This window comes from Tenacibaculum agarivorans (assembly GCF_001936575.1).
GTDB lineage: Bacteria > Bacteroidota > Bacteroidia > Flavobacteriales > Flavobacteriaceae > Polaribacter > Polaribacter agarivorans.
This window is the reverse complement of the sequence record NZ_MSMP01000050.1, coordinates 1-25,179: the sequence shown is the minus strand read 5'-3', so window position 1 is coordinate 25,179 and position 25,179 is coordinate 1. Positions and strand designations below refer to the sequence as shown.

Genomic DNA, 25,179 nt, shown 5'->3' with positions numbered 1-25,179 from the left:
GAATAAAATCCAGGTTTTTATTCAACTTTTTTCAACCTCCATTGATTATTGATAATTATTTTTTGATCATTGGAAAATAGCTTCAGACTTGAAATTAAACATTCGTTTTCCATTGATAAGATTCGTCTTCAAAAACTTCCTTACCAAAAATTGGCACTTCCGATTTTATTCTATTTACAGTATATTCTGTTGCTTCGTATACATGCGGTCTATGTGGAGCGGACACTAAAACAAAAAAACATACCTCACCTGCATTAACTTTACCTAAACTATGATAAATATGCATACTACTTAAGTCATATTTCTCAAAAGTTTCCTTATGTATAACCTCAAGTTTTTGATCAGCCATTTCTTGATAACAACTGAACTCAATTGCACTAACTGTTTTATCTTCTACAACATCTTTTCTTACCTGACCTAAAAAAATATTATGTGCTCCTATTTGTGTTTTCTCTTGATGTTTAGCTATTACACTTGCAATAAACTCTGAAGTGATTTGTCCCTCAATAAATACTGTTTTTTTCTCCATCTTATATAATTTTGGCTTTTGGCTTTTGGCTTCTAGCTTCTAGCTTCTAGCTTCTAGCTTCTAAGAGTATTATTATTTCATCTAAAATCAATATCTAATCTTATTCTTTCCGAAAAATTTTACAACACCGGATTATCCTCCAGCAAAAGCGGATAAAATTGCAATTTCATCTGTCTCTTTAAGTTCTAAATTATCTTCTTTAGAAATTAAATTTTGATTTACTGCGATCTTAATATCTTCTAAAGAAAGCTTATATTTTTCTTGTAAAAATGCAATCAAATTGCTCGTTGAACTTTCTTTTAAGTCTATTTCTTCAGATGATTTTTTGGCTACATCTGCTATTTTCCCAAAGTAAATAACTTTTATACTCACACTAAAAATAATTTTACTACTGCTATAGTTAATACTCCTGCTAATACATATTTTAATGTACTCATAGAATATTTTTTACTTCCATAAACTGCTCCTAAACCTCCACCTAATAAAGCTACTGGAATAAAATATAAAACTTCTGTAGGAATTTGACCTTTATGCATTGTAAAGCCAACTAACCCCGCTATAGAATTCACAAAAATAAATAATGCAGAAACTGCTGCGGCTTGTTTCATATTCCCCCATGCTAAAAGGACAATAACTGGACTCAGAATTATACCTCCACCGATACCTATCATTCCTGAAAAGAATCCAATACTCGCTCCAATTAATAGTGAAATTACTAAATTATTATCTTTTAGTTCGTTCTTTTCTTTACCAAATACATTCAACATTTTCAGAATTGCGAAAATCAAAAAAAAACCTAGTATTTTTTTATAAAAATTAGCATTAACGGAAACATATCCACCTATAAAAGCTGCTGGAATGGAAGTAATCGCAAATGGGTAAAATAATGTCCATTTAAAATGTTGATGCTTTCTAAAAAACCAAAATGAAATCCCGGACACAAAAACATTTAAGACCAAAGCAATAGGTTTCATAAATAAAACAGGGAAAGCAAACAATGCCATTAATGCTAAATAACCGCTTGCTCCTCCATGACCAACACTTGCATACAAAAACGCAACTATACCAAGAATCAGCAAAAATGGCACTAATATTTCTAGTTGCAACACTTCCACTTTTACGAATTCAATTGTATATACGTTATTTCTTCTCCCTCTTGTATCACTTCTTTATTTTCAGGAACTACTAATAATGTATTTGCAGTAGCAAATGATTTTAACATTGAAGAAGCTTGTCCTGTTAACTGTGTAGCAACTCCATCAGCAACTACTCCTTTTAAAAACAACGTTTTCCCGTAAACATTTTTAACTCCATTAGCTGCCTTAGCTTCACCTCTTTGTAAATGGTAATTACTATGGCCTAGTTTTGCTTGGATCACAGGCAATACATAAACATAAAAACAACTTAAACTTGATGCAGGATTCCCTGGTAATGCAAAGACTAGTCTCTCTTCTTTATGACCAAACCACAACGGTTTACCTGGTTTTTGGTTTACCTTATAAAAAATCTCAGTAACCTTATTTTCTTCTAAACTCCTTTTTACAAAATCATAATCCCCTACAGAGATTCCTCCTGAGATTAAAATGATATCAGCAGCATCTAACTCTTCTTGTATTGCCCTTTTTGTAGCTTCAAAATCATCTTCGATTTTAACTATTCTAGCTTCTGTTATGCCTAGTTTTTTTAAGGCTAATTGTAAAGTGATTGAATTACTATCATATACTTGTCCTTCTTCCAATTTTTCTCCCACTTGTCGTAACTCATCTCCGGTGATTAGAATACTAACTTTTGGCACACTGTATACTTTTACTTCCGCTATACCTAAACCAGCCAAAAAACCAATTGTTCCCTCATTTAATAAAGTTCCTTTAGCAAGCGCTAATTCTCCTTCAGCTATTTGCTCTCCTAATGGTCTTACATTAGAAAATTTTGTAGGAAGCTTTTCTATAGTTAATTTTTCACCTTCAACTTTGGTATGTTCTTGCATCACTACTGTGTCTGCATGATCAGGAACTCGAGCACCCGTAAATATTCGGACTGCCTGACCAGATTTTAATTCAATATTTTTTGAATCTCCTGCTTGCACTTCTCCTACAATCTCATAATTTGAATCGTCATCATAAGTAAATGCATAACCATCCATTGATGATTGTTTAAAAGGCGGCATATTAATTGGCGAAAAAATATCTTCGGCTAGTACTAAACCTAATACTTCTTTTATTGATTTTTGTTCGAAATTATTTGGTTTACAATAGTTTTCTATTTGCTGAATTGCTTCAGAAACTGATATCATAAGTTGGTTAGTTTTTTATAATCTTCTGGTGTATCAATATCTAATAATTTTTCAGAAGAAGCTATTGTTTTGATAAAATTTAACTTTGAATTTAACAGATGTTTTGCTCCTTTATCTCCATTCAATTCCAGAAGTTTTGAATAATAAGATTTAGGAAATATTGCAGGCACTCCATTAAAGCCCTCATATCTAGATGCTACTATAGCATCACTATTTTCTTTAAATACAGCAATTAATTCTTTATAGTAGGTAACATCTATTTTAGGCTGATCAGCCAAACAAATAAGAATAGCATCATAGTGCAACAATGTTTTAACTCCACAAATAATACTTGAACTTAAGCCCTTTTTATAATGCTGATTGGTAATTTTTTTCACGCTATTATTTTGTAGCTTCTGTTCTATAATTTCAGCATTAGCACCTAAAACAACATACACATCCTCTACAACTTCTTGAGCATTTTTTATGACATGATTTACCATAAAAGTTTCTTTATAAGGTAATAGTTGTTTTATTTCCCCCATTCTAGATGCTGTACCAGCAGCAAGTATTAAAATAGCAATCTTCATGGTTCACTTATTTGACATGAATTTTACCTTTTATACTTCTTAAGGAAAAAGGATCTTTATTTCGCAATACGGTTAAGATTTCTGACAAAATTGACAGGGCTATTTCTTCGGGAGTTATTGCTCCTATATTTAAACCTGCAGGACTGTATATAGATTCCAGCATTTCTTCGGTTAAATTTTCTCTATAATGAAATAAATCATCTTGTAATTGATCTCTTCTTTTACTAGAACCTAAAATTCCAATATATTGAGGGCTGAAATCAATTATTTTTAGTAAGAATTTTAAATCTAATACGTAGTTATGCGTCATTAACACAACTACGGTATTCTTATCAACTTGTAAATTAGCTAACTCGGGAGCCTGAGAGCTAACTGATGAAGCTCCTGGAAAATCAGATACTGTTTTTGGATCTTTAATCGATGTTACTACATCTACTTCCCAACCCAATAAACTTGCCATATTGCAGAGTTTAACAGCATCATGCTCTCCTCCTATAATTAGTAATTTAGTTCTAGGTGAAAGTTCTTGAATAAACGTTTCATGCTCTGGTTTTATATGGAGTTCAGATGTAAATACATGTCTATGACCATTCGTAAATTCAATAGTACTTCCAAAATTACCCGTAATTTCATCCCCTATTTGATATTGTGATTCTATTGTTAATGTTTCTCTTTTTGTGAGAGACAATTTAAAATCATTCAAAAAGGTTTGAGATATGAAGAAAGGTTCAATTAAAATATATAAAATACCTTCACAACCAAGGCGATATCTACCATCATACGAAATAACCTTTGCCTTACCTTCTCTAAAAACAGATTGCGCTCTTAATTTTACTTCTTTTTCTACACATCCTCCACTGACAGCTCCAATCATGATTCCTTCTTCAGAAATTAACATTCTAACTCCAGGTTTTCTGTAGGATGATCCTTCTAAAAATACCACAGTAGCTAAAACATTCTTAATACCTTTTTCCTGATTTACAAGGGCAGTGTTTACTATTTCTAAGAGTTCATGAGTCATTCTGTTAAATTAAGAATTAAAAACAACATGAAAAGTTAAATAAAACAAAAACCCGAGCTTCAGCTCGGGTTTCTCGATTTTTTGTTAGATCGGAATATACAAATAGTTATCAATTATTTTTGATCAATAACTCTAAATGTAGTTCTTCTGTTTGCTGCGTGCTCACGTTCTGTACATGAAACACCATCCTTACATCTGTTAGTTAATCTAGCCTCTCCATAACCATTAGCTGTTAACTTACTAGGATTAATTCCTTTAGAAATTAAGTAATTAACAACTGCTTGTGCTCTTCTTTCAGATAAAGCTTGGTTACTAGTTCTAGATCCTCTAGCATCTGTATGAGATTCAATTGCTACTGCCACTCCATCTTTTAAAATTGGTAATAAACGAGCATCAATAATTCTTTTAGCACCAGTAGTTAATGTTGCACTACCTAAATTCCAGTTGATTGGTAATGGCGTGTTAACAACCATTTTACAATCTACTTCCTTCCATGTAGTTAAACCACCTTTAGACACTAATACTTCTTTAGTTACTGTTTTAAATTTAGCATCTACACTGGTCTCGGTAGAATATGAATCTTTCTCTAAAACAGTCTTTTTAATTGTAGCATATTTAGGTTCTATTTTCACTGTTCTTGTAGTAGGTGGAGTTACCATTACTGTTTTCTTCATTGTAGTTGTAACTTCAGGAATAGCAACTTCTCTTGTTGTTTGCACTGGTATTACAGTTTTCTTCATTGGTGTAGAAACCTCAGGTATTTCAAATTCTTTAGTGGCAGGAGGAGTAACCATTACTCTCTTCTTAACCACTTTAGTTACCGCTGGCACTTCAACTTCTCTTGTTGTTGGAGGAGTAACCATTACAGTTCTTTTTACCACCTTAGTAACTGCTGGTATATCTATAACTTTAGTAGTTGCAGGTACATCTACTACCGTTCTTTTTACAGGCTCTGAAACTTCTGGAATTACCACTTCTCTCGTAGTTGGAGGAGTAACCATTACTCTTTTCTTCACTACTTTTGTTACAGCAGGAACATCAATAGTCCTTGTAGACGGAGGTGTAACCATTACTCTTTTCTTTACTACTTTAGTTACTGCTGGAATGTCAATTGTTCTTGTTGTTGGAGGTGTTTTCATTACTCTCTTTACATAACTAGCATTACCACAATTTTCAGGATTAGCTTCGCTACATTCAGGAGTTTTAACAACTTGAGCATCTGCCGATAATACAGTTTTATCAACCGTAGTAAATTGAGCTGGTACTTCTCTATAACACCAATAACGACAATCGTTAGGATCAGATGAAGTACAATCAGGAGCTCTTTCACTCATTTGCCATTTTGCAGATTTTGCTTTCACTTCAATTACTTCACTATCTTTATTAAAAGAAGCTGGTACAACTTTTAATCTATTACCATATTCTCTCTTTTTGTAAGAAACTGTTTCAGTACCATAAACAGCAGGCACAACTTCTAAACGCTTTGCTGCTTCTTTAACAGTTACAGTAACATCTTGCATCTCATACTTTGCAGGTATTACCTCTACTTTAGTTGTAGCCTCTTTAACAGTTACAGTAACATCACGCATTTCATATTTTGCAGGTACAACTTCTAAACGCTTTGATGCTTCTTTAACCACTACTCTCTCTGTAATGACTTTCATTTTAGCAGGAATTACTTCTAAACGCTTTGATGCTTCTTTAACTGTAATAACCTCATCTCTGGTCTCATATTTTGCAGGTACAGGAACTAATTTCTTATACCCTTCTTTAACAGTGACTACAACATCACGCATTTCATATTGTGCTGGCACAACTTCTAAACGCTTTGATGCTTCTTTAGTTACAACAGAAATATTTTGAATTGCTGCTTTTGGAGTTGACTTTTCTAAACGCTTGCTAGCTTCTTCTTTAACAACCGTAAAATTTTGTGTTTCATACTTAGCTGGCACCACTACTAACTTCTCCCCTCCTTCGTCTACTAAAACTCGTTCAGTAACTGTCTTGTACTTGGCAGGATAAGTGACAATTCTTTTGTATGCAGGTGCAACCTCGATAGTAACATCTTGATTTTTCCATACTTCAGGAGTCTTACAACGAACGTAACACTTTCCTGGTTCTGCATTTGTTGGTAGATCTTGTGCAGATACAGTAAGTCCGATGGCTATTAAAGCACCAGACAACATAAGTCTTTTCATAATGAATAAATGTTTTTTTTGATTACTTAAGCTATTCTTTTGTATGACACTTTTCAGGGGACGAAGTCACATACTACACAAATATAATTAAAAAAAACGAGTGTTAAAGACCTGTTAAAAAAAATTATAATTTATTAAAATAAAGGCTCTTAACTATACCATCAGACAGTCCAATTTTAGGTACAAAAATTCTTCTCGCACCACTCCATTTCATAGCGGAAAGGTATATTTTGGTTGCAGGAACAATCACATCCGCTCGATCTGGATTTAAACTTAACTCTGAAATTCGTTGCTCATAGGTCATCTTTTTCAAGTACTCAAATTGAGCATTTAAATAGATATACGATATAGGTCGTCCAGCATCTAAACCTGACATTTTAAATATCTTGTTGATATTTCCTCCCGAACCAATTAAAGAAATTCGTTTATATTCTTTAGTATTTTTAGTAATCCATTCTTCAACTTTTGCGAAGATTTTTTTATTCTTTTCTTTAGTATTTTTGATTAATCTTACTGTACCTATTTTGAAAGATTTTGAGTTAATTATCTTTCCTTCTGAAAATAAGGTAAATTCAGTACTTCCTCCACCAACATCTACATATAAATAGGTCTCATCAGTGCTAATTAATTCTTTTAAATCTGTTGAAGAAATTATGGCTGCTTCTTTTGCGCCATCAATAATGTCTATTTCTATCCCAGTTTTTTCTGCTATTTTCTTTACAACTTTATTACTGTTAGACGCTTCTCTCATTGCAGAAGTAGCACAGGCTTTATACTTTACCACACCATGTACCTTCATCAACAATTTGAAGGCTTTCATAGCATCTAACATTCTTTTTATATTTCCTTCAGATATCTCACCAGCTACAAATGCATCAGCTCCTAAACGAATAGGTACACGCACCAATGATGATTTTTTAAACTTAGGCTCCTTTTTTTCTTCCTCAATTACGTTAGCTATCAATAAACGAACGGCATTAGAACCAATATCAATAGCTGCATATTTCTTAATTTCCAACTGAGAATAGTTTTTTATTTATGATACTTTGGAAACTCTATTAATGTAGTTTCTCCTTTTTTAATGTCTTTCCAATTCTTTTCTTTAAACTGAATACCTACAACTCCACAAGTAGTTACGTGTGCAATTGGTTTACTACCAAACTTATTTACAAAGGTATTTATTCCATGGTCATGACTGAAGATTATAGCACTATCAAAGTTATCATCTAGTGCTTTTACTGTTTTCACTAAATAACCATCACTGAAGCTATACAACTGTTTACTAATTTTTAAATTAGCCATAGGATAACCAAAGTTTTCACAGAAAATAATTCCAGTCTGCAATGCTCTATTAGCACTACTAGATATGAAAACATCTGGTCGCTGTATGGTTTTAGCCAGATATTTAGAAATTAAATGCGCATCATTAATTCCTCTTTCTTTCAATGGCCGGTCATGATCTCTTACACTTGTGTATTTCCAAGAAGATTTTGCATGACGTACGATGTAAATAGTTTTCATTTAATTCAAAAAAGAAAGCTCAAATATAGTGTTACGGAGCTAAACGTTCAAGCTTCCAAGCAAAATCTTTTTGTAAAGTATATCTTAATCTATCATGCATTCTGTTCGGACGACCTTGCCAGAACTCAATTGAAATAGGTTTCACCAAGAAGCCTCCCCAATGTTTAGGTCTTGGAATTTCTTTATCCTTAAATTGTGCTTCAAATTTTGCTAGACTGTCTACCAATTCTTCTTTATTAGCCACAATTTCGCTTTGATTAGATGCCCAAGCTCCTAATTTACTACCGTCTGGTCTTGACTCAAAATAACCATCAGAAAGGTTTTCGGCTAATTTTTCAGCATTTCCCTTAATAATAATTTGACGCTCTAAACCTGACCAAAAAAAGGATAAACATACCTGATTATTAACCGCTATAGCTTTCCCTTTTTCTGAATTATAATTGGTATAAAAAATAAAACCTTCATGGGTGTATTTTTTTAATAGTACCATTCTGTTTTTTGGGTACCCATCTATACCAATTGAAGAAATATTCATAGCATTAGCTTCATCTACCATTTCTGATTCACTAGCTATCAAAAACCAATCTCTAAATAGTTCTATAGGATTTTCAGGGCAGTTTTCTTCTACTAATTCAAACTTCTCGTACGTTTTTCTGTAATCACTTAAATCTTGTGACATTTTTTATGGTTTTAGCCTTGTAAAAATACGACATCCCTAATTCATTTTCCAGAAAAGGAATAAAAAAAACTGCACTAATACTAATTTAAAGCTAAACATAAATATTTAAATTCGTTATGGTCTAAAATCAAATTTCTTCATTATTTAGATACCTTTGCTAACAAGAAAATGAATACACAAAACAATACACTTTCTGTAAGAATTCACAATGCGATTCAATTTATTGAAGAAAATACTTCAGCTAAACTATTGTTAGAAGATGTAGCTAAAAAAGCTTTTCTTTCTCCATATCATTTTCATCGAATTTTTAAATCCATTACAGGAGAAACATTCAATAATTTTATAACTCGAAAAAGAATAGAAAAAGCCGCTAATTTTCTATTACATAAAGAAGACAAAAGTATTACTGAAATCACCTATGCTACAGGTTTTACTAGTATTTCTTCATTTTCAAGAGCTTTCAAAAAATTCTATGGCATATCTCCAAAACAATTCAAAGAAGAAAGTCCGAGTAGATTTAGCAAGATTTGTAAAACAGAAAGCAAGAATGGAAAAGTAGCTACCGAAATACAGCAATACATTTACAACATGAAAAATCTTGTAAATTATATTGAAGAAAAAGCCACAACCTTAGAAGTGGTTGATATTGATGAAATTCCAGTAGCTTACATTCCACATATTGGACCTTTCGACACTGTAGGTGAGGCTTTTGAAAAATTATTGCAATGGGCATACCCTAGAGGACTGATGAATGGTAAACATCGAATTATGTCTATTTATCATGACAGTCCTAAAGTTACAACCTCAGATAAATTAAAAACAAGCGCTTGTATTAGTTTAGAAAATCTGTCAGTAGATACTTCAGAGATAAATACTAGAGTTATATCTGGAGGTAAATATGTGAGTGCAACTTTCGAATTAGAAATACATGAATTCAAAAAAACATATGAAGCTATTTTTGTATGGATATTCAATAAAGGGTTTAAAGTTAATGATCAATTAGATCCCTTTGATGTGTATCATAACGATTTCAATCAACATCCTGAAAAAAAATGTAATCTTACGATTTACATTCCTGTTTTATAAACAACAATTCAACCTAATTTTTAAACAGTTCGGTAGTTCTTTTTATGAAAAGAATTACATCTCATTCATTTTTGTTGCGTAAAACAACAATACTCATGAAACAACCAACACTTTTATTTTTGTTATTCCTTTTTACTATTACTTCTTTTAGTCAAGTAGAATTCTCAGGTAAAGTAATTGACCATAAAGGTACACCTATTGAAGGAGCTAATGTATATTTAGAAGGCACCTATGATGGGACTTCTACTGATAAAAATGGAAACTATAACTTTTCATCTTCTGAAACAGGAACACAAACTTTGGTAGTTTCATTCATATCTTTTGAAACATTTTATAAAACAGATATCGTAAATAATCTAAATAATTTAAATATAAAATTACGAGAAGATGTAAATACCTTAGATGCGGTAGTTATTAATGCAGGTAGTTTTGATGCTGGTAATAAAGCTAGAGCTGTTGCACTAAAGCCTTTAGATATTGTTACTACTGCTAGCGCTTTAGGTGACGCCGTAGGCGCCTTACAAACCTTACCAGGAACTTCTGCTAACGATGAAGATGGTCGATTATTTGTAAGAGGTGGTGATGCGAATGAAACTCAAATATTTATTGATGGTATCCGTGTATTTAATCCTTTCATTCCATCGGCAAATAATATTCCAACTCGAGGACGATTTTCTCCTTTTTTATTTAAAGGGTTGTCTTTTTCTACTGGTGGTTATTCAGCAGAATATGGACAAGCTTTATCGAGTGTTTTAACTTTTAACACTATTGATCAACCAGATCAAGAAAAAACAGAATTACAATTTATGTCAGTAGGTTTAGGAGCGGGTAACACTCAAATCTGGGGTAAAAATTCGTTCAGTATAAATACATCGTATATTAATTTGGCCCCATACCAACTTGCTTTTCCAGATAGAAATGAATGGAACGAACCTTTTGAAGGGGCAAGTGGAGAAATGGTTTACAGGTACAAACCTAATGAAGATGGATTAATCAAGTTATACGGAGCGTTTAATTATTCTAACTTTGATTTAATTCAGGATGATATTAATTTTGAAAACGGATTTAATTTTGCTTTGGAAAATACCAACTTGTACTTTAATGGATCTTATAAGCAACGTTTAGGGAATAGATGGTCTATTTCTGGAGGAATGAGTTATACTAATGAGAATACTGATATTAATCTTGAGGAAGATAAGGTTAATGATGTTGAAAATTCAGCTCATTTTAAAGTAAAAGCAACTAAAGGGTTTTCTAATCGATTTAAATTAAGCTTTGGTTCTGAATACTTTATTACTAATTTTAGAGAAGACTTTTTTCAAAACACCTCTAATTCAAATTTTGATTATACTTTTAACAATAACATTTTAGGAACTTTTGCTGAGGCTGATATTTTCTTTTCAAAAAAGTTAGCTACTAAAATCGGAATTCGATTAGAAAATAGTGAAGTAACTAATCAATTCACTGTTTCGCCTAGAGTATCTATTGCTTATAAGGCTGGAAAATATTCACAATTCTCGCTAGCTTATGGACAATTCTATCAGAATCCAAGTAGTGAATTTTTAAAGTTTACCAACTCATTATCTGCTGAAAATGCTTCACATTATATTGCTAATTATCAATACATCAAAGACAGACAACAATTTAGAATTGAGGGATATTACAAATCATATGATGATTTAGTAAAATTCGATGGGGTTGTAGCCTCCCCTCTATCTAACTATACAAATACTGGAGAAGGTTATGCAAAAGGTGTAGATCTATTTTGGAGAGATGGCAAAAATATTAAAAATCTTGAGTATTGGGTATCCTATTCTTTCTTAGATACCGAAAGAGATTACAGAAACTACCCTACAAAAGCTACTCCTAATTTTGCTTCTAAACACAATATGTCAGTAGTAGGAAAATATTGGGTAAATGATTGGAAAACTCAATTAGGTATTTCTTATAGATTTGCTACAGGTAGAACATATACAAATCCTAATACTACAGGTTTTTTAAACGAAAAAACTAAAAATTACAATTCAGTGAGCTTAAATGCTGCTTATTTAATCAGTCAACAAAAGATTTTATACTTCTCTGTAAACAATGTTTTAGGTACACAAAACGTTTTTGGATACAACTATAGAAATCAACCTAATGCTAACGGAACTTTTGATCGACAAGCTTTACGTCCTAATGCTGATCAGTTCTTCTTCATAGGATTCTTTTGGTCTATTAGTGATGATAATAAAAGTAATCAGTTAAACAATCTTTAATACAGTAAACAATTATCACTGAACAATAAACAAATCACAATTAATTATTAAAACAACAATTCAGTACCTAAAAATAACAACTCGGTAAGAATTTTGATAATAAAACAAGAAAACAACAGATATTTGAAATGAATTTAAAAACAAAAACTATGCAACGAATTCTTTTACTCCTGATCCTATTGATTTTTAACTCAATAATTAAACTTACAGCCCAAGAGAACTATTCTATAACAGTAGAATTCTCTGGAATGAAATCTGATGATGGCGATGTTTATGTAGCGCTTTATAATACTGAAGATAGTTTCCTAAAAAAACCAATGACTGGAGAGATTGCTAAGGTTAATGATAAAAAAGCTACAATTACATTTAAAAATGTTACCCCTGGTGAATATGCGATTTCTGCTTTTCATGATGAAAATGACAATAAAAAAATGGACACTAAAATATTTGGAATTCCTAAAGAACCTATTGGAATGTCTAATAATGCAAAAGGGTTTATGGGACCTCCAAAATATAAGGATGCTAAGTTTACAGTAGATAAAAACATCACGTTAGCTATAACAATGAAATAAAAATTAATGACCATGAAAAAAATTATCACATTATTAGTTTTAGTATCTGCTATAACTATTTCGGCGCAAACAAAGTATGAAAAAGGAATGATGAAAGCCTTTGAGTTATGGGGAGCCAAAGAAAGCGATAAGGCAGCACAGTTGTTTGAAAGAATTTCGAAAGCAGAACAAAATGAATGGTTACCTTCTTATTATGTAGCTACCATAGAAATTTTAGGTAGCTTTGGATTAAAAGATGAGGCAAAATTGAATTCTAAACTAAAAAAGGCACAAGAGTTTTTAGATGAAGCTAAAAGTATATCGCCTAAGAATCCAGAAATTATGATTAATCAGGCTTTACTAAATACTGCTTATATTGCTTTTGATGGACAAAAATATGGAATGACATTATCTGTAAAAAACGCTGCTATTTATAAAGAAGCTTTAGAACTAGCCCCTAATAATCCTAGAGTTATTTTAAGTAAAGCTGAATGGGATATGGGAAGCGCTGAGTTTTTTGGTCAGTCCATTGAGCCTTATTGTAAAGATGTAGAAAAAACCGTTCCTTTATTTGAAAAAGAAAAACTACCAAAATTTTATCCTAGAGGTGGAATAGAAAGGGCTAAAAATATTTTAAAGAAATGTAAAAAAGAGAACTAATTATAATAAAAAAAAGGACTCATTTAAATGAGTCCTTTTTTATTTATTTCCTTAAAATTAAAGTGTCTAATTTCATTTCTTTTTGCAGCCAATTATGCAGTTCTTTTTGTTTTTTAAATACTACAAACTTTTTCACTTTTTTATCCCAAGTAACTTTTGCTTCTGGAATAGTATCTATTTTGATAAAGTCTTTTGTAGATAAAACTTTAGAAAATCTAATCTCGGTAATTTCACTAAATCTAATTTTAGCTTCTTTAGCTATTTCTATAAACGGAATATTACTTCTATCTGCCAATTCAATAGTACCTTTTAAATCAGATACCTCCTTTTTGTAATCAGAAATTTCTTTTTGTAATCCATTAATAATATTGTTTTTTTCATCAATATCAGCATAAGCTCTTGTTAATGATTTAGAAATATCATCTGCACTTCTAGACTCATTTGCATTGATATTCAATTCAAAATCCTTTATTCTCTCATAGTTATCAAGTTCGTTAGTTAAGTCAGTAACTGTTGCTTGTTCTATTTTTCCATTAAAATAAAGATTTATTGTTCTATCATCTATATTTAGTTTATTTCGTTGCAACCATAAATCATCATTCGATAAGATTTCTTTTTCTACAAAATCCTTAAAATCTCTCTCATAACCACTCTTTTCTAACACATTTAAGAAAGTCCACACCGCTGGCACCATCGCTATCAATCCAAAAAATGTAGCCATTTGAGCAATTCTCCTCCTTTTTTTAGAATTCACATAACGAATCATTGTAAAACCTAAAACTTTCAATACTAAAAATGTAGATAATGCTATAAAAGTAGTGTTGATTGCGAATAAGTACATAGCTCCTAAAAAGAAACTAATATTACCAACAGCTAAACCATACCCAGCTGTACACAAAGGTGGCATTAAGGCTGTAGCAATTGCAACTCCAAAAATAACTGAAGCTATAGTTCCTTTTTTAGTTCTTGCTACAATTAACGCTAATCCACCAAAAATTGCCACTAATACATCTAATATATTAGGTTGCGTTCTGGCTTCTAGTTCTGGTGTTAGCTCTGTTAATGGAGAAAGTAAAAAATACAAATACGCTGTTATCACACTTAGCACCATCATTACAAGAAGGTTTACAAAAGAACTTTTTAACGTATCAATATCATTAATTGCTAACGACATACCTATTCCTAAAATAGGCCCCATTAATGGTGATATTAACATGGCTCCAATTACCACTGCTGTAGAACTTACATTTAAACCTATCGATGCTATAAATACCGCAAAAATTAATATCCAAGCAGTAGCTCCTTTAAGTGCAATATCACTTTTTATAGCCTCTATAGTTGCCTCTTGATCGGTATCATGTCTAAAATCTAGAAGCTCATTCATAAACGTTTTAAAACTCTCCCAAAGCCCCTTGGCATCTTGCTTTACTGCTTCTTTTGACTTATCAATCGTCTCTCCTTGCTTATTTTCATTCATATGTAAGTTCTATTTTTTTTTCGAAAGATACAATAAAGATAAAAATAATAGATCTGGCTTATAAAATGATTTTATAAAATCGTTTAAAAACATTCATCTATAGTAACTAACCAATAATCTAAACTTAAACATGATTAAACAAATTACAAATGTTACGAGGTCCTATATTTTATACCTTTCGACAGTAATTAGAATTATTATAAACATTTGATAAAAATGGTAAAGCAGTTAAACATATTATTTGTTGACGATGATGAAGTGGAGAGAATGAAATTTTCTAGGGTTTGCAGTCAAAGCGAACATAAGACTGTCATTACCGAAGCTACTAATGGAGAAGACGCCCTTAATAAATTAAAAGGCTCATCTTCCTATCAGTTAATCTTTTTAGATTTAAACATGCCTAAAATGAACGGAATCGAGTTTTTAGAAATTTTAAAAGCTGATGATCGTTTAAAATTTATACCTATTGTAATCTTATCAAGCTCTGATAATATGGATGATTTGAAAAAGTGTTATGAACTTGGAATAGCGGGTTATATTATTAAACCCATTCGTTATGAAGATTACAGTAGACATATTACTACTATGCTAGATTATTGGAGTAGTAGTGAATTATTAACTCATATTTAAAGTCTTTCTGATTTTTTAGACCTAATTTTAAAGTTGTTTATTACAAACAATACATAACTTATATTTTAATTATGAGTATCCCCAAAGCAGAAATACTGTTAAGAGCACTAAAGCGTGAAAAATCAGCAAGAAAGGAAACTGAAAAAATGCTTCAAAAAAAGTCTGAGGAACTTTTCATAAAAAATCAAAGTCTTATCAAAGTCATCAATGAAAAAAATGTACTATTAGAAAGTATATTTAAAACAGTAGTTGACCCTTATATACTTATGGATCTTTATGGTAATGTTCTAAAAATGAATAATGCAGCAGAAGATTTTTTCGGATATCAATTAAATAAAGGTCAATTTAATATTTCCAAAGCCATACTGGAAGAAGACATGAGTCAAGTTATGGACTCTTATGCTACTCTCTTAGAAAAAGGGACTTCGAAAGGTTTTAAAATTAGATTACAACAAAAAGACAAGCAAATTCGATGGGTTGAAGTAAATTCTAGCTTAGTTTACGATGATGATCATAAACCTTTATTTGCTCATGGAGCAATTAGAGATATTACTGAAGAACTAAAAACTAGACAAGAACGAGAAGAATTACTACACCACCTTACAGTCAGTAATCAAGAACTTAAGGATTTTGCACACGTAGTTTCTCATGATCTAAAAGCTCCTTTACGAGGTATGAATGCTTTAGTTACCTGGTTACATGAAGATTTAAAACAAGTAGTAACTGATAAAGACATTTTATTAAACTTTGATTTACTAATTAAAAAGATTGATAAAATGGATCATCTTATTAATGGTATTTTAAAATATACAGGAGTAGACAAAGTAAAAAGAGCTCAAGTTAAAGTTGATTTGAATTCTGTTTTACAAGATGTCATTGAAAATATTCACGTTCCTGAACATGTAAATATTCTTATTCCTAACAAACTCCCTTATATTCTTGGCGATAAATTTAGACTTCATCAATTGTTTCAAAATTTAGTTAGCAATGCTGTAAAGTATGCCAATCCTGAAGAAGGTGTTGTAAAAATTCAATATAATACACACAAAGATTTTTATGAGTTTACCATTCAAGATAACGGAATTGGTATTGATGAAAAATATCATAAAAAAATATTTGAAGTTTTTCAAACTTTAGATGATCATCATAATTCTACAGGTATAGGCCTAGCTATTGTAAAAAAAATTGTAACACTTTACAAAGGTGAAGTTTGGGTAACTTCTAAACCTAAAGAGCATACTACTTTTCATGTAAAATTACCAATACAATAAATTAGAAATCCACTATAACTCCTATTCTTGGAATCACTCTCCCTTCTCCTGTGTTATCTATTTCTTCTAAAATATATCGTGTAGGATCAGTAGGATCTACACCATCTTCTAATAACAATGGTGGTCTTTCATTACTTGTAGCATAAACATTTTGAATATCCAGATACAAATTCAGGGAAAATCGTTTTAGATACCAAGTTTTATCTACTCTAAAATCTAACTGTGTGAATAAATCTAAACGTTCAGTATTCAATCTTGTATAGTCTGGAATTCCTCTATTAGTAACATCATAACGCTCAATTATTGAAGATGCATCTCTATCTTCAGGTGTAAAAGGTCTACCTCCTACTAATCTAAATTTTGCTCCTATTTCCCAGTTTCTATTTAGCTTTTTTCCTCCAGTAAACGTCAATAAATGTCTATTATCCCATGTAGAAGGCACAAACTGGTTGTTTACATCTCTAAACTCACTTCTCACAAAAGTATAAGCCAAAATTCCATAAATACCATCATATGATTTTTTTTGAGCTAGAAACTCTACACCATAAGCCCTTCCATCATTATTTGAAACCACAGCTTCACTTCCTATTACTCCAAAATCAGCACCTAAGTTTGCTAAACTAATTTGATCTCTTACAGAAAAAGGATAGTTGTCATACTTTTTATAAAAACCTTCAACAGTAATCTTTGTACTATTTTCTGGTCTATATTCTATTCCCGCTACTGTGTGTTGAGAAGAAATGTATTTTAAATTCGATTGATTCACTAAAACATTAGTATTGTCTCTAAAACCAAGAATTGTGTATGAAGGCAATTGATAATATTTTGCAATTGAAGTATTCGCATACCATTTGTCTGCTATTTTTAATGATGCTGCAATCCGTGGCGAGAATTGATTCAATGGATTTTCCATATTAGAGTTATAGGTATTTCCATCAGTTCTAACCCCTAAGGATAATTGTAATCTATTTGAAAAAAATCTTTTTGAGGCTTGAGCAAACATTGCATAGCTAAATAGCGAAAATTCAGAACTAAAATTAATTTCTTGCACATCATTTATATTAGCTCTTCTCTCAAAAGTACTATTTTGATAGGTCGCCTGACGTAAACCAAATCCTAAATTCAATTGAATTCCATTATCAAAACGTGTATCATTTTCAAAACGGAATTTGTTTTCTATTTCTTTTGACTGGTAATCACTTAATAAATCTTCAGGCCTATTCGTGTTATCTACAAACTTGATGATATCATTCTTCCATTCATTTCTACTTAAAACATAGGTTTGTGTACTTTTTCCTTCATAGTGCTTATAAGATGCTCCTACTGTATAATTCCATTGAGTTTGTACGGGAATTACGTTTAAGAAAAACTCGTTCCTCTTAAATGTCTCCTCATCAGTCTCTCCTTCGTTTACGCCTGTATTAATTTCAAAATCATCTATAGCACCCAGACCAAAAATAGCTAGCTCATCTTTATCCGATAATTTAGATTTTAAGTTTAATTGAAAATCATTGTATGTAGGTAGAAATACTAATTTCAATAATCTGAACAGTGGTTTCAAATACGACTGTCGTGCAGATACAATTACAGAAGTATTTTTAGATAGTGGTCCTTGCAATGTAATTCCTGCATCTGAAGTCCCTAAACTCCCTCTACCTTCGAATTTTTCTTGATTTCCAACCTTTTGTGTAAATTCTATAACAGAACTTAATGCATTACCTCTATTTGCAGGAAAAGCACTTGAATAAAAGTCTACATTTCGAATTAAATCTGTGTTGATTAAACCTACAGGTCCTCCAGAAGCTCCCTGAGTTTGAAAATGATTGATAACTGGAACTTCAATTCCATCTACATAAAATTTATTTTCTGAAGTAGCCCCACCTCTGATAATAATATCATTTCTAAATCCCGGATTTGAAGCCACTCCTGGAAAGGATTGAATTACTTTTAAAATATCCCTATTTCCTCCAGGGTTTTTTTCTATTTCTTCAACCCCCAAACTTTGTAGTGATACTGGACTTTCAGCTTTTCGCTTAAATAAAGAAGATTTAACAACCACTTCATCCAATTGAGAAGATGCTTCTATTAAAACTAATGTAACAAATGGTGTCTTCTCTTTAGTAACTAAATAATCTGAACTTGTGGTTGATTGGTAACCAACAAAGGAAGCGCTAACTTTTATATAACCTAAAGGCACATTCTTTATTTCAAACTCTCCTTTATCATTAGTTGTACTACCTTTAGTAGTCCCTTCAACAATTACATTTACAAATGGTAATTTTTCACGAGTTTGTTTATCTAATACAACTCCTTTGACTACACCTATTTCTTGCGCTGATAAACAAGTAGTTATTATTAATATAAATAGCAAGGACAGTAATTTTTTCATGAAGTTTTGATTATTCTTGTTCAACAAAAATACATTTTGTTTAACTAAGTAAAAATAATTTTAAACAAAAAAAATCATTAAATAAAAAAAACGCTCAACCATCATAAATCAAACGTCTTTAATAATCCCCAATTAAAAGTCTTATTTGTGGGGAGAGCAGGATTCGAACCTGCGAAGTCGAAAGACAACGGAGTTACAGTCCGTCCCATTTGGCCGCTCTGGAATCTCCCCAAATTTTCAAAGAAAAAGCCTCCCTGGAGAGAAGCTTTTTTAGTGACCGGGCTGGGGCTCGAACCCAGGACCCTCTCCTTAAAAGGGAGATGCTCTACCAACTGAGCTACCCGGTCATTTTTTATTAGCGGTTGCAAATATATAAAGGTTATTCGTTTCCACCAAAATATTTTGCAATTAATTTCATTCTTTTTTTACCCTATAAAATTAAACCGTTCTTAAAGAGTGTTTTACCTACAAATCATTTAAATACGCTTGCCTAACTTTTTTGAATAAATTAGATGAATACACAAAATCTACCACTGCTTTATTATCTGTTTTAAAGATTTCTTTACTACTCCCCTCCCAAGCTTTTACTCCATTTTTCAGAAATACAATTTTATCTCCTATTTCCATAACAGAATTCATGTCATGTGTATTAATCACCGTAATGATTTGATATTCTTCAGTAATTTCCTTAATCAGGTTATCTATTAAGATGGAGGTACTTGGGTCTAAACCTGAATTTGGTTCATCACAAAATAAATATTTAGGATTCATCACTATAGCTCTAGCTATAGCAACCCTCTTTTGCATTCCTCCTGATAATTCTGCTGGAAACTTTGCATTTGAATTTTCTAGATTAACTCTTTTCAATACAAAATTTACACGTTCTAACATCTCTTCTTTAGACTGTTGTGTAAACATTTTAAGAGGAAACATTACGTTTTCTTCCACATTTAAAGAATCGAATAATGCACTTCCTTGAAAAACCATTCCTAACTCCTTTCTAAAGTCTCTCCTATCTTCTATGGTCATTTCTGTATTCATTTGACCATTGTATATTATGGTTCCTTCTTCAGGAGTGTGTAAGCCTAATAAACTTTTTAAAAAAACTGTTTTTCCAGCACCACTCTGCCCGATAATCAAACTTGTTTGTCCAGCTTCAAATGATGTAGAAATTCCTTTTAATACTTGAGCTTCTCCAAAACTTTTATGTATATCATTAACTTGAATCATAGTACTAGGTTAAGAGCATTTGAGTTAGAAAATAATTAGCTACAACTATAATAACTATAGTCCAAACCACAGATTGAGTACTTGCTTTTCCTACTTCGAGAGAACCTCCTTTTACATAATACCCATGATAAGATGGCACAGTAGCAATAATAAATGCAAATACTATAGTTTTAATTAATGCATAAATAATTAGATATTCATTAAAATCATATTGAATCCCCATCACATAATCCGCTTCATAAAACATTCCTGTTGCTTTTCCTGCTACCCAACCACCAAAAATACCTAAAAACATTCCTAGTATAACTAAAAAAGGATAAAAGAAAATAGTAGCAAAAATTTTAGGTAAAATTAAATGATTCAAAGAATTAACACCCATTATTTCCAAAGCATCTATTTGTTCGGTCACTCGCATAGTTCCTATACTGGATGTAATGTAAGACCCTACTTTACCTGCTAAAATAATAGAACAGAACGTAGGTGCAAATTCTAAAATAATAGAACGTTTTGTTGCAAAACCGATAAGCATTTTAGGAATTAAAGGGTCACTTATATTTAACGCAGTTTGTAAAGCAATAACTCCTCCAATAAAAAAAGAAATAAAACCAATAATCCCTATTGACTTTAAACCTAATTCTTCAAGTTCTCTTAAGAATGCTTCCCAAAATACGCGAAACTTCTGTGGTGCTTTAAAAACTTGACCAAGCATCATAAAATACTTTCCCACATGCTCGATATAATTCATCTAGTTCTTTTTATTTCGCTAATGTACTAAAGAATATTTACTTGAATACATTCTCGTTTAAGATTAAAAAATCATTAACATAAGCAATAAAAAATAGTTCTTAGCCTTCATTTATTTACTTTTGATGACCAAATTATTAAACCATGAATTTTTTTATAAAATCTATACTGTTATTTTTTACAGTATATATTAGTAGTTGTAAACCCAATACTCCTAAACAAATTAGTAAAAACCAGAAGCCCAAACTAGTTGTTGGTATCGTAGTAGATCAAATGCGTTACGATTACCTCACTCGTTTTGAAGATAAATATGGTGAAGGCGGATTTAAACGATTAATTCGCGAAGGTTTTTCCCTAGAAAATGCACATTTCAATTATATTCCTACATATACTGCTGTTGGACATACTTCTGTTTACACTGGTACTACCCCAGATCATCATGGTATTATTGGAAACCATTGGTATGATAAATTCGAAAAGAAAATGATTTATTGTGTTGATGATAATAATTATAAAACGATTGGAAATGATAGCAAAGGTGGAAAAAAATCACCTTACAGAATGTTAACTACTACAGTAACAGATCAATTACGTTTAGCTCAAAACATGATGGGTAAAACCATTGGAATAGGTATAAAAGACAGGTCTGCTATTTTACCGGCCGGACATACTGCAAATGCCGCTTATTGGTTTGATGGAGGAAGTAAAGGTCAATGGATTTCTTCTTCTTTTTATCTTGATAAGTTACCGGATTGGGTAATTGAATTCAATGCTTCAGAAAAAGCCGATGAATATTTAAAACAACCTTGGGAAACATTATATGACATTAATTCATATACTGAGAGTATACAAGATGATAATAATTTTGAGCAAGTTTTTAAAGGTGAAAACAAACCTATTTTTCCACATGATATACCCAATTTAAGAGGTCAAAACAATAATTACAGCATTATCAAAGCCATACCTGCAGGTAATTCTTTTACTACAGATTTTGCAAAGGCAGCCATTATTGGAGAAGAATTAGGAAAAGGAGAGTTTACAGACTTTTTAGCATTGAGTTATTCTTCAACAGACTATGTAGGTCATCAATTTGGAGTAGATTCAAAGGAAATTCAGGATACATATCTCAGATTTGATAAGGACCTAGAAAGCTTACTATTATTTTTAGATGAGAGAATAGGTCAAGATAACTACACTGTTTTTTTAACTGCTGATCATGCCGCTGTACAAGTTCCTAATTATTTAAAATCAGTTAAGATACCAGCCAACTATTTAAGCGCTGATAAATTCTCTGATTATGTCAATCAAATCACGAAAAAATATTTTAACTCAGATGATTTTGTTGAAAACATTTCTAATCTTCAAATATTCTTGAAAAAAGAAACTATTGAGAAAAAAAAACTGACAGTAGACCATGTGGCAAAAACTATTGCTGAAAATGCTGTTTTATACCAAGGAATATATAAAGCACTTACTGCTAAAGAAGTATTGAATGGTTCTTTTAAAAAAGGGATTTTAAACAACTTAAAAAATGGGTATAATCAAAAGCTATCTGGAGATATTCTTTTAGTTCCAAACCCTTCTACCATTATTTACCCTAAAAAAGGATCAACACATGGCTCAGGATACTCTTACGACACTCATGTTCCAATTATATTTTATGGGAATGGAATCCTAAAAGGATCTTCTAAAAAGGCATATAAAATTACTGATATAGCACCTACAATTTCAAACTTATTGCGAATAGAATTTCCAAATGGAACTAATGGTGAAATTATTGAAGAAGTTTTAAAATAAAAAAGAGCACATATGTGCTCTTTTATTTTTCTTCAGTATGGCAAGATGTCGGAGCATCTCTAAAACATTTTTCTGGTTGTCTTCTTTTATTTCTGAAACGTAATCTCTTCTTCGTTTCAATAATTCTGTCAAAATCTGCTATAGTTCTAATCTCTGTATTTAATTTTTGATCTACCTTTTGCTTTGTTACAGCTTTTTTACTAGGTATTTTAATAGAATTGAAATCACTGGTTTCTTCTTCCATAAATTCTACTTTATTCTGAACTTTAACTTCTTGAGCAATTGTTTGCTGAATACCTAAAACGAACACTAAAACGATAAGTGTTAGTATATTTTTAATTGTTGAGGTCATAATAATTAATTTCTAAATTGGTTTATTTTATTTTCAGCATGCTTATTATTATAGTCTCATTATTTCCTATTTAATTACATTTCATTCTAAAAAAAACTCTTAAAGAAATTATAAATAATGTCTCCAACTAATTTTTATACATTTTATTCAATCTTGAAATTCAATATGAAAACAGTTTATTAAGCTTTAGAATTTGAACTATTTTTTCCCTTTTATATTTAATTACAATTAAGGCGTAAGTTTTAAAAAATCTATAGAAAGTAAAAAAGCCACATTTAAAAATGCGACTTTTCTTACTTTCTATAGTTTAGTTGTGGAGAATGGATTACTTCTCTATTTTTTTCTTTTCTTTCTAAATCGTAATTCTCTTGTTTTTTCGTTTGACATTTTGATCTCTTCTATTTCTGCTGTAACAATTTTCTTATTGTTCATCCCTTTTTTAATTTTTACATTCATAATAAACGAGGGTGCATCAACGGTATCAAAATGATTATGCTTCAGTTCTTCAATTTTAAAATTAAAACCATTTTTAGAAGCTATTTTTTGTGCTTGTATTTTTACAAAAACTAATAATAGTAATGTGATTATAAGTTTTGATTTTCTCTCCATCTTTATGCTTTTTATGTTTATTCTATACATTCTTAAATATAGCCGAACACAACAGATAAGTTTACGGGGAAAACAACTATTAAATCAGATTCTAAAAAATTTAAACTACTTTTTTGTTTTATCGCACTTCTTCTCAGTTTCTTTAAAACACTTAGTAGTTTTATTTGTTCTTTTATTTCTAAATCTTAACTTTTTTCTTTTGGTAGTTAGTTTCCCTATTTTTTCTATTGCAGCTGCTTCTTTCGAAACTGATGCTTTGTTCGTTTTTTTTAATTTTACAGAAATAGTAACAACATTAGACGGCGTATCTATAGAATTTAAATCTTCTATATTATCATCTTTCTCTAAGTACTCAACTCCGTTCTTAACTACTACATTCTGTGCACTTATATTTTGTAAACCAACGAATAATAGTATTACTATAACTAGTAAAGGGGATTTATTAAACATAATTCTTACATATTGGGACATGTCAAAATTAAATATAAAACAGCTAACCTTCTTATAATCATCGTTGAAATGTAGTTTAATTTAGATGAATGACATTTAAATTACTTTAACAAAAATTGTTTTTATTAATTTTAACCTTAAAATTAGTGTTTATAAATTTATTAATCTGTATTGTAAACATTTTCAAAGTTTTATTGTCATTATTTTCTTTCTTAAAATATTGTATATAAGCATACTTATGCTCTAAAAAAAACTTAATATCAGCACACAAAATATTAAATTCAAAAACTTCTCTAACGTTATTCACACTCTCTAATTCATTACCTTATTCCTATAATTATTTATACTTTATACATAATTTATGATGAAATTGAATTTAACATATAAACCTAAAAAAGCAAATAGTATTAACCTTAAAATAACATTAATAAATAAACTTAGATATAAATTAATGATATGTATTAACCTTTATAATTAAAAAATGAAAAACAAATTGAAACTATCAATGATTACACTAGGAATACTACTTTTAAGTAGTTGTGTAAGTACCAGTAATATTACAGATGAAGCAAATACACTTTTAGAACAGGGAGACCAAAACAAAGATGGAGCTTTATCTTTTGATGAAACTTGGTTGTTACTAAAAAATGATACTGAAGATAAAGAATTAGCTAAAAAAAAGGGGATAACACATAAAGAATTAGTTAGACAAAATTTTGAAAAAACCGACAAAAACAAAGATGGTAAAATTTCAAAATATGAATTGATTAGTTCTTTAAAAGATGACTAATAATTCTTGAAAATTGAAACTTAATTAACGATTCAGAAAGATTAAGTTTTAAAACAACTACAAATGATAGATTAT

25 protein-coding genes and 2 tRNA genes are annotated in these 25,179 nt (G+C 30.8%); 8 read left to right on the top strand and 19 right to left on the bottom strand.

The annotated features are described in order from the left end of the window. Positions 1–94 precede the first annotated feature (94 nt). The 10 genes from BVC87_RS21705 to pdxH form a co-directional block, all read right to left on the bottom strand. Complete coding sequence (locus BVC87_RS21705) at positions 95–529, bottom strand: molybdenum cofactor biosynthesis protein MoaE (RefSeq protein WP_075344505.1); 435 nt, start codon at positions 527–529, stop codon at positions 95–97. A gap of 132 nt (positions 530–661) precedes the next feature. Continuing rightward, complete coding sequence (locus BVC87_RS21700; RefSeq protein WP_075344504.1) at positions 662–901, bottom strand: MoaD/ThiS family protein; 240 nt, start codon at positions 899–901, stop codon at positions 662–664. Beyond that, the gene (locus BVC87_RS21695; RefSeq protein WP_317041747.1) at positions 898–1,638 is read right to left on the bottom strand and encodes a sulfite exporter TauE/SafE family protein; all 741 of its coding nucleotides are present in this window, start codon (positions 1,636–1,638) and stop codon (positions 898–900) included. Before BVC87_RS21695 ends, BVC87_RS21700 begins: the two co-directional genes overlap by 4 nt. 8 nt (positions 1,639–1,646) lie before the next feature. Beyond that, the gene (locus tag BVC87_RS21690; protein WP_075344502.1) at positions 1,647–2,822 is read right to left on the bottom strand and encodes a molybdopterin molybdotransferase MoeA; all 1,176 of its coding nucleotides are present in this window, start codon (positions 2,820–2,822) and stop codon (positions 1,647–1,649) included. After that, positions 2,819–3,391: a nucleotidyltransferase family protein gene (locus BVC87_RS21685; protein WP_075344501.1), complete on the bottom strand. Its 573-nt coding sequence runs from the start codon at positions 3,389–3,391 to the stop codon at positions 2,819–2,821. Before BVC87_RS21685 ends, BVC87_RS21690 begins: the two co-directional genes overlap by 4 nt. Before the next feature lie 7 nt (positions 3,392–3,398). Continuing rightward, on the bottom strand, positions 3,399–4,412 hold the full coding sequence (locus tag BVC87_RS21680) for an XdhC family protein (RefSeq protein WP_075344500.1): 1,014 nt from the start codon (positions 4,410–4,412) through the stop codon (positions 3,399–3,401). A 113-nt stretch (positions 4,413–4,525) separates the two neighbouring features. Then, on the bottom strand, positions 4,526–6,610 hold the full coding sequence (locus tag BVC87_RS21675) for an OmpA family protein (RefSeq protein ID WP_075344499.1): 2,085 nt from the start codon (positions 6,608–6,610) through the stop codon (positions 4,526–4,528). A gap of 124 nt (positions 6,611–6,734) precedes the next feature. Further along, on the bottom strand, positions 6,735–7,628 hold the full coding sequence (locus BVC87_RS21670; RefSeq protein ID WP_075344498.1) for a Ppx/GppA phosphatase family protein: 894 nt from the start codon (positions 7,626–7,628) through the stop codon (positions 6,735–6,737). Positions 7,629–7,642: 14 nt separating this feature from the next. After that, complete coding sequence (locus BVC87_RS21665; RefSeq protein ID WP_075344497.1) at positions 7,643–8,131, bottom strand: SixA phosphatase family protein; 489 nt, start codon at positions 8,129–8,131, stop codon at positions 7,643–7,645. A 31-nt stretch (positions 8,132–8,162) separates the two neighbouring features. After that, positions 8,163–8,810: a pyridoxamine 5'-phosphate oxidase gene (pdxH, locus tag BVC87_RS21660; protein ID WP_075344496.1), complete on the bottom strand. Its 648-nt coding sequence runs from the start codon at positions 8,808–8,810 to the stop codon at positions 8,163–8,165. A gap of 168 nt (positions 8,811–8,978) precedes the next feature. Here pdxH and BVC87_RS21655 point away from each other — a divergent pair, with 168 nt between their 5' ends. From BVC87_RS21655 to BVC87_RS21640, 4 genes are all read left to right on the top strand, one after another. Further along, positions 8,979–9,896 carry an AraC family transcriptional regulator gene (locus BVC87_RS21655; RefSeq protein ID WP_075344495.1) on the top strand — a complete coding sequence of 306 codons (918 nt, stop codon included), beginning with the start codon at positions 8,979–8,981 and terminating at the stop codon, positions 9,894–9,896. Between the two features lie 95 nt (positions 9,897–9,991). Next, a complete protein-coding gene (locus BVC87_RS21650; protein ID WP_075344494.1) occupies positions 9,992–12,154 on the top strand; it encodes a TonB-dependent receptor in 2,163 nt (720 codons plus the stop codon). A 149-nt stretch (positions 12,155–12,303) separates the two neighbouring features. Continuing rightward, the gene (locus BVC87_RS21645) at positions 12,304–12,726 is read left to right on the top strand and encodes a DUF2141 domain-containing protein (protein WP_075344508.1); all 423 of its coding nucleotides are present in this window, start codon (positions 12,304–12,306) and stop codon (positions 12,724–12,726) included. Positions 12,727–12,738: 12 nt separating this feature from the next. Next, positions 12,739–13,365, top strand: a complete 627-nt coding sequence (locus BVC87_RS21640; protein ID WP_075344507.1) for a tetratricopeptide repeat protein — start codon at positions 12,739–12,741, stop codon at positions 13,363–13,365. A 43-nt stretch (positions 13,366–13,408) separates the two neighbouring features. Here BVC87_RS21640 and BVC87_RS21635 read toward each other — a convergent pair whose 3' ends face one another. After that, positions 13,409–14,842, bottom strand: a complete 1,434-nt coding sequence (locus BVC87_RS21635) for a DUF389 domain-containing protein (protein WP_075344493.1) — start codon at positions 14,840–14,842, stop codon at positions 13,409–13,411. A 216-nt stretch (positions 14,843–15,058) separates the two neighbouring features. Between BVC87_RS21635 and BVC87_RS21630 the strand changes: the two genes are divergently transcribed. Both BVC87_RS21630 and BVC87_RS21625 read left to right on the top strand, forming a co-directional pair. Continuing rightward, on the top strand, positions 15,059–15,472 hold the full coding sequence (locus BVC87_RS21630; RefSeq protein WP_075344492.1) for a response regulator: 414 nt from the start codon (positions 15,059–15,061) through the stop codon (positions 15,470–15,472). Positions 15,473–15,543: 71 nt separating this feature from the next. Then, the gene (locus BVC87_RS21625; protein ID WP_075344491.1) at positions 15,544–16,743 is read left to right on the top strand and encodes a sensor histidine kinase; all 1,200 of its coding nucleotides are present in this window, start codon (positions 15,544–15,546) and stop codon (positions 16,741–16,743) included. A 1-nt stretch (position 16,744) separates the two neighbouring features. Here BVC87_RS21625 and BVC87_RS21620 read toward each other — a convergent pair whose 3' ends face one another. The 5 genes from BVC87_RS21620 to BVC87_RS21600 all read right to left on the bottom strand — a co-directional run bounded on the left by BVC87_RS21620 (position 16,745) and on the right by BVC87_RS21600 (position 21,107). Then, positions 16,745–19,132, bottom strand: a complete 2,388-nt coding sequence (locus tag BVC87_RS21620) for a TonB-dependent receptor (RefSeq protein WP_075344490.1) — start codon at positions 19,130–19,132, stop codon at positions 16,745–16,747. A 148-nt stretch (positions 19,133–19,280) separates the two neighbouring features. Next, a tRNA-Tyr gene (locus BVC87_RS21615) sits at positions 19,281–19,363 on the bottom strand. Positions 19,364–19,406: 43 nt separating this feature from the next. After that, positions 19,407–19,479: transfer RNA gene (locus BVC87_RS21610), tRNA-Lys, on the bottom strand. 118 nt (positions 19,480–19,597) lie between these two features. Further along, a complete protein-coding gene (locus BVC87_RS21605; RefSeq protein ID WP_075344489.1) occupies positions 19,598–20,362 on the bottom strand; it encodes an ABC transporter ATP-binding protein in 765 nt (254 codons plus the stop codon). A gap of 4 nt (positions 20,363–20,366) precedes the next feature. Then, entirely contained in the window at positions 20,367–21,107 is a 741-nt protein-coding gene (locus tag BVC87_RS21600; RefSeq protein WP_075344488.1) for an MlaE family ABC transporter permease, read from the bottom strand. Positions 21,108–21,250: 143 nt separating this feature from the next. Here BVC87_RS21600 and pafA point away from each other — a divergent pair, with 143 nt between their 5' ends. Further along, positions 21,251–22,903, top strand: coding sequence for an alkaline phosphatase PafA (gene pafA, locus BVC87_RS21595; RefSeq protein ID WP_234974709.1), 1,653 nt, complete (start codon positions 21,251–21,253; stop codon positions 22,901–22,903). Positions 22,904–22,925: 22 nt separating this feature from the next. On the opposite strand, the gene BVC87_RS21590 is transcribed toward pafA, so the two are convergent. From BVC87_RS21590 to BVC87_RS21580, 3 genes are all read right to left on the bottom strand, one after another. Further along, complete coding sequence (locus BVC87_RS21590; protein WP_075344487.1) at positions 22,926–23,255, bottom strand: hypothetical protein; 330 nt, start codon at positions 23,253–23,255, stop codon at positions 22,926–22,928. 333 nt (positions 23,256–23,588) lie between these two features. Next, entirely contained in the window at positions 23,589–23,864 is a 276-nt protein-coding gene (locus BVC87_RS21585) for a hypothetical protein (protein WP_075344486.1), read from the bottom strand. 105 nt (positions 23,865–23,969) lie between these two features. Beyond that, positions 23,970–24,314, bottom strand: a complete 345-nt coding sequence (locus BVC87_RS21580; protein WP_075344485.1) for a hypothetical protein — start codon at positions 24,312–24,314, stop codon at positions 23,970–23,972. A 481-nt stretch (positions 24,315–24,795) separates the two neighbouring features. Here BVC87_RS21580 and BVC87_RS21575 point away from each other — a divergent pair, with 481 nt between their 5' ends. Then, positions 24,796–25,104 carry an EF-hand domain-containing protein gene (locus tag BVC87_RS21575; RefSeq protein ID WP_083629690.1) on the top strand — a complete coding sequence of 103 codons (309 nt, stop codon included), beginning with the start codon at positions 24,796–24,798 and terminating at the stop codon, positions 25,102–25,104. Positions 25,105–25,179: the final 75 nt, after the last annotated feature.